The organism is Citrobacter sp. S46_ASV_140, assembly GCF_018919545.1.
In the GTDB taxonomy this organism is placed as follows: Bacteria; Pseudomonadota; Gammaproteobacteria; order Enterobacterales; family Enterobacteriaceae; genus Citrobacter; species Citrobacter braakii.
Window position 1 is genome coordinate 1 of record NZ_JAHLRC010000178.1, and the last position, 5,515, is coordinate 5,515.

The window sequence follows — 5,515 nt, forward strand, 5'->3', positions numbered from 1 at the left end:
CAGCCAGGCTGGCTGGTTACGTGGATATCCCCCTGATGCGCGTTGATGATGCGCTGGCTCAGCGCCAGTCCAAGACCGGTGCCTGATGCTTTTGTCGTAAAAAAGGGATCGAATATTTTCTTCTGTATGGCGAGATCGATACCGTTGCCATTATCTTCAATCATCACGGCCTGTTGCGAGGCCGAGTATTGCCAGGTACGGATGCGAATTTCGCCTCGCGCAGCGATCGCCTGCACCGCATTGATTAAAATATTGAGGATCACCTGTTTGATGAGTTCGCGATCGGCGACGATCGGCGGCAGGCTGGGATCTAATTCCGTTGTAAAGGCGATCCGTGCCTGCAGGCCAGCGGTTTGCACCAGGATTAGCGTCTCTTCAATGAGCGCATTGAGCCGAATCTGTTGCCACTGACTTTGTCGTGGGCGTGAGAAATCTAACAGTTGTTGAATAACTTTATTGATGGAATCAATTTCATTCAGCACAACAGATAAATATTCCTGATGTTCCGGCAGCGAGGTTTGCTGGCGGATGATCTGGACGTACCCACGAATTGCGGTCAGCGGGTTTCGCACTTCATGCGCGACGCCGGCCATCAGCTCACCCAGGGTGGCAAGCCTTTCGGTTTGCGCCAGTCGACGCTGGGTCTCTTTACGGGCGGTTAAATCGGAGAAAATAACCAGCGCGCCAATCAGCTCGCCGTGTGCGTTATGGATCCGACTGGTGGTTACACTGATCTCAATGGTGCGTTCACGTCCTGGAAAGCTAATTTCCTGGGCCACATGTTCAGTACCGTGCTCAAGGGTGTCCAGTACCGGGCTATAAAACTGCGTATTGGCAAAGAGCGTCGCATAGGGCTGTCCGACCAGCTCATGCAGCGTGTAGCCCGTTATCTGTTCTGCCGCCGGGTTCATGGTGGTAACGTCGCCTTGCCTGTCGATGGCGATCACGCCATCTGCGGCATTTTCAATGATCAGATCGTTAAGGGTTTTGGTTTCCCGTAGCGTTTGTGCCAGCGCATTGACGCTACGGCTGATTTGTCCTAACTCGCCGGGGAGTTCAGGCAATCGGGTAGGGGTTTTTTGTGCCAGCGTGGAAAGCCCATCGGTGATGATATCGATATTCGCACTGAGTCGGCGTGAGAAGTGCACGATGAGCAGCAGGCTACAGATGAGCCCGGCAACCAGTACGGCAATAATCCTGACATCCATTCTCCAGGCCTGCTGGCGGATATCTTCGGTGAGCTCATTGGCCCAGATATACCCAATAACCTCTCCCTGGCGCGCTATTGGGATCATCGAGTTGAGTATGTCGCCGCGAACCTGTCGCCCGGAATAGACCACAGGTGCGTTGCTACTCATCACTTCGCGTCCGGGATGATCCTCGGTGATGGTGATACCTACGTTGCCTTGGTAAAGCGCGGAGGGGGCGTAGGTGATAATGGCATCCAGCGCTTTGTGATAATACCCGGCGCCAATGCCGGGAAACGCTTGCGTAATGCGCTCGGTGATGGGGGCCAACTCTTGATTAAGCGCGCGAATGCGTGCTTCACGCGGCAAATTTGGGTAGTGACTAAAGCGGTCGCCCAGCGCATCGTTTAGCAGGGTTATCACCGATGACAGTTTTTTCTCTTTTTCAGATAAGACTGCTGAACGGCCTTCAGTTTCTACGATATAACCTATAGATATCGTCGGAATGATGACCATCAGGATGGCCATCATGATCATTTGGTTGCGTAATCGTCGTGGGTATAACCGACGAGCCAGCCATCTCAGGTCGCGCATTCTGACATCCGTGCAGTGTTTTTCAGGCAAACGACGATTATCACGGGTTAAGACAATGGTTTCAGAGCGGTGTATCATATTCCCGTAAAGAGAGGGCATTGCGACGCCGGACATTTACCGCTACCTTAACCACACTCTATTAATGCCCTGAGGCGGAGCTTCGCCCCTTTGAAATACCTTGCTTCCGTTCATTCAACGCTAAAAGTCTCACGCTATCTGTTCAGGGCGTTGGCGCTCCTGATCTGGGGGCTAATCGCATTTGCCTCCGTTTTCTACATCGTGAATGCGCTGCACCAGAGAGAGTCCGAGATTCACCAGGAGCTTAACCTCAGTTCCGATCAGGCCCAACGTTACATTCAGCGCACCTCTGATGTGATTAAAGAGCTGAAATATATCGCGGAGAATCGCTTAACGGCGGAAAACGGCGTGATGTCGTTGCGCGCGCGAGATGATAAAACTGCCGTGCCAAACTTCGAGCCGCTGTTTGCCGACTCCGACTGCTCGGTGATGGGCAACGCCTGGCGAGGTTCGCTGGAATCGTTGGCGTGGTTTATGCGCTACTGGCGGGATAACTTTTCCGCGGCCTATGATTTGAATCGTGTGTTCCTGATCGGCAGCGATAACCTTTGCATGGCCAATTTCGGTCTGCGTGATATGCCTGTCGAACGTGACGGGGCGTTGAAGGCGCTGCATGAGCGCATTATTAAGTATCGCAATGCACCGCAGGACGAAAACGGTAATAACCTGTTCTGGATTAGCCAGGGGCCGCGGCCGGGGATAGGCTATTTCTATGCGCTGACGCCGGTTTATCTCGCTAATCGCCTGCAGGCGCTGTTGGGTGTGGAACAGCCTATCCGCATGGAGAACTTTTTCACGCCGGGCAGTTTGCCGATGGGTGTGACCATCCTTGATGAAAATGGTCATGCGCTGATTTCGCTCACCGGCCCCGAGGGTAATATTAAGGCTGAACCTCGCTGGATGCAGGAGCGCTCCTGGTTTGGCTATACGTCGGGTTTTCACGAACTGGTGCTGAAGAAAAACCTGCCCCCGTCATCGCTAAGCATTGTTTATTCAGTACCGGTCGACCTGGTGCTGGAGCGGATCCGCATGATGATCCTGAACGCTATTCTGCTGAATGTGCTGGTTGGCGCGGCGTTATTTATGCTCACGCGCATGTATGAGCGGCGCATTTTTATTCCTGCGGAAAGCGATGCCCAGCGCCTGGAAGAGCACGAGCAGTTTAACCGTAAAATCGTGGCTTCCGCGCCGGTTGGGATTTGTATTCTGCGTACGATAGATGGCATTAACATCCTGAGTAATGAGCTGGCGCACACCTATCTCAACATGCTAACGCATGAAGACCGGCAACGGTTAACGCAAATTATCTGCGGCCAGCAGGTCAATTTTGTTGATGTGCTGACCAGCAACAATACCAATCTGCAAATCAGCTTTGTGCACTCGCGCTATCGTAATGAAAACGTGGCAATTTGTGTGCTGGTTGACATCAGCGCGCGCGTTAAAATGGAAGAGTCGTTACAGGAGATGGCGCAGGCGGCGGAGCAGGCGAGCCAGTCCAAATCGATGTTCCTTGCGACGGTAAGCCACGAGCTGCGTACGCCGCTGTATGGCATTATCGGTAACCTTGATTTGTTGCAAACCAAAGAGTTACCCAACGGAGTGGATCGTCTGGTGACGGCGATGAACAACTCTTCCAGCCTGCTGTTGAAGATTATCAGCGATATTCTCGATTTCTCGAAAATTGAATCTGAACAGCTGAAGATTGAACCGCGCGAGTTTTCACCGCGTGAAGTAATGAATCATATTACGGCTAACTATTTGCCGCTGGTGGTTCGCAAACAGCTGGGGTTGTACTGCTTTATCGAGCCGAATGTACCGGTGGCGCTCAATGGTGATCCGATGCGTTTGCAGCAGGTGATTTCCAATCTACTGAGTAATGCTATCAAGTTTACCGATACCGGCTGCATTGTGCTGCACGTGCAGTGCAACGAAGACTATCTCAGTATTCGCGTGCGTGATACCGGGGTTGGGATCCCAGCCAAAGAGGTCGTCCGCTTGTTCGATCCTTTCTTCCAGGTGGGAACCGGCGTACAGCGTAATTTCCAGGGAACCGGGCTTGGTTTGGCTATCTGTGAAAAACTGATCAGCATGATGGATGGGGATATTTCCGTCGATTCTGAACCGGGAATGGGTAGCCAGTTTATGCTGCGTATTCCGCTTTATGGCGCGCAGTACCCGCTGAAAAAAGGTATCGAAGGGCTTGTCGGCAAACGTTGCTGGCTGGCGGTGCGTAACGCGTCGCTGTACCAGTTTATTGAATCCAGTCTGGCGCGTAACGGGATGACGGTGCAGTGCTATGAGGGACAGCAACCGGATGCGGATGACCTGCTGATTGCCGACGATGTGCTGGACCAGGCGTGGCAAGGACGTGCCGCGGTGATTTTCTGCCGTCGTCATATCGGTATTCCGCTGGAAAGGGGGCCTGGGGAGTGGGTGCACAGCGTGGCATCGCCTCACGAATTGCCCGCGCTGTTGGCGCATATCTACAGCCTTGAGCTGAGCAGTGAAGAGCTTTCAACGGCGTTGCCAGCCCCGGATAAAGTTGCTGCAACTAACGATGACATGATGATTCTGGTGGTCGACGATCATCCTATCAACAGGCGTTTACTGGCCGATCAGTTGGGATCGTTGGGGTATCAGTGTAAAACCGCGAATGACGGCGTGGACGCACTCAATGTACTGAGTAAAAACCATATCGACATCGTGCTGAGCGACGTTAACATGCCGAACATGGATGGTTATCGTCTGACCCAGCGTATTCGCCAGTTAGGATTAACCCTGCCGGTTGTCGGCGTGACGGCCAACGCGCTGGCTGAAGAGAAGCAGCGTTGTCTGGAGTCAGGTATGGATAGCTGTCTGTCTAAGCCGGTGACGTTAGATGTATTGAAGCAAACGCTGACGGTCTATGCGGAAAGAGTGAGAAAGGCGCGGGAATAAAAGAGGCCGGATGGGGGCATTTGCCTTATCCGGCCTACGGAACACGCACAACATCGTGTCATTCGTAGGCCTGATAAATGCCGTGCCATCAGGCACGTCGAGGTTAAAAGAATTACTCTTTGTCTGACGGACTCAGCGTGACGGAAGAAAGGTAATTCAACAGGGCGATATCGTTTTCCACACCGAGTTTCATCATTGCCGACTTTTTCTGGCTGCTGATGGTTTTTATACTGCGGTTGAGTTTTTTCGCGATTTCAGTAACCAGGAAACCTTCGGCAAACAGGCGCAGAACTTCGCTCTCTTTCGGTGACAGACGTTTGTCGCCGTAACCGCTGGCGCTGATTTTTTCCAGCAGACGAGAAACGCTTTCCGGGGTGAATTTCTTACCCTTCTGCAGCGCGGCAAGCGCTTTCGGCAGATCTGTTGGCGCGCCTTGCTTCAGGACAATTCCTTCAATATCGAGATCCAGTACCGCGCTCAGGATTGCCGGGTTGTTGTTCATGGTGAGAACAATAATCGACAGGCTCGGGAAATGGCGCTTGATATACTTAATTAACGTGATCCCGTCACCGTATTTATCTCCCGGCATGGAGAGGTCGGTAATCAACACATGAGCATCTAACTTAGGCAAATTGTTGATCAGTGCAGTGGAGTCTTCAAATTCGCCGACAACGTTTACCCACTCGATTTGCTCAAGTGATTTACGAATACCGAACAGT

The 5,515-nt window shown here is 52.4% G+C and carries 3 protein-coding genes; 1 reads left to right on the forward strand and 2 read right to left on the reverse strand.

Features of this window, described 5'->3' with window-relative positions; genetic code table 11:
- On the reverse strand, positions 1 to 1,781 hold a 1,781-nt coding region (gene atoS, locus KQJ19_RS22115), incomplete at its 3' end, for a two-component system sensor histidine kinase AtoS (protein ID WP_216404156.1).
- A 168-nt stretch (positions 1,782 to 1,949) separates the two neighbouring features.
- Here atoS and rcsC point away from each other — a divergent pair.
- Entirely contained in the window at positions 1,950 to 4,796 is a 2,847-nt protein-coding gene (rcsC, locus tag KQJ19_RS22120) for a two-component system sensor histidine kinase RcsC (RefSeq protein WP_200049373.1), read from the forward strand.
- A 112-nt stretch (positions 4,797 to 4,908) separates the two neighbouring features.
- Here the strand turns inward: rcsC and rcsB are convergent, their stop codons facing one another.
- On the reverse strand, positions 4,909 to 5,514 hold the full coding sequence (gene rcsB, locus KQJ19_RS22125; RefSeq protein WP_253296400.1) for a response regulator transcription factor RcsB: 606 nt from the start codon (positions 5,512 to 5,514) through the stop codon (positions 4,909 to 4,911).
- Between the last annotated feature and the right edge of the window lies 1 nt (position 5,515).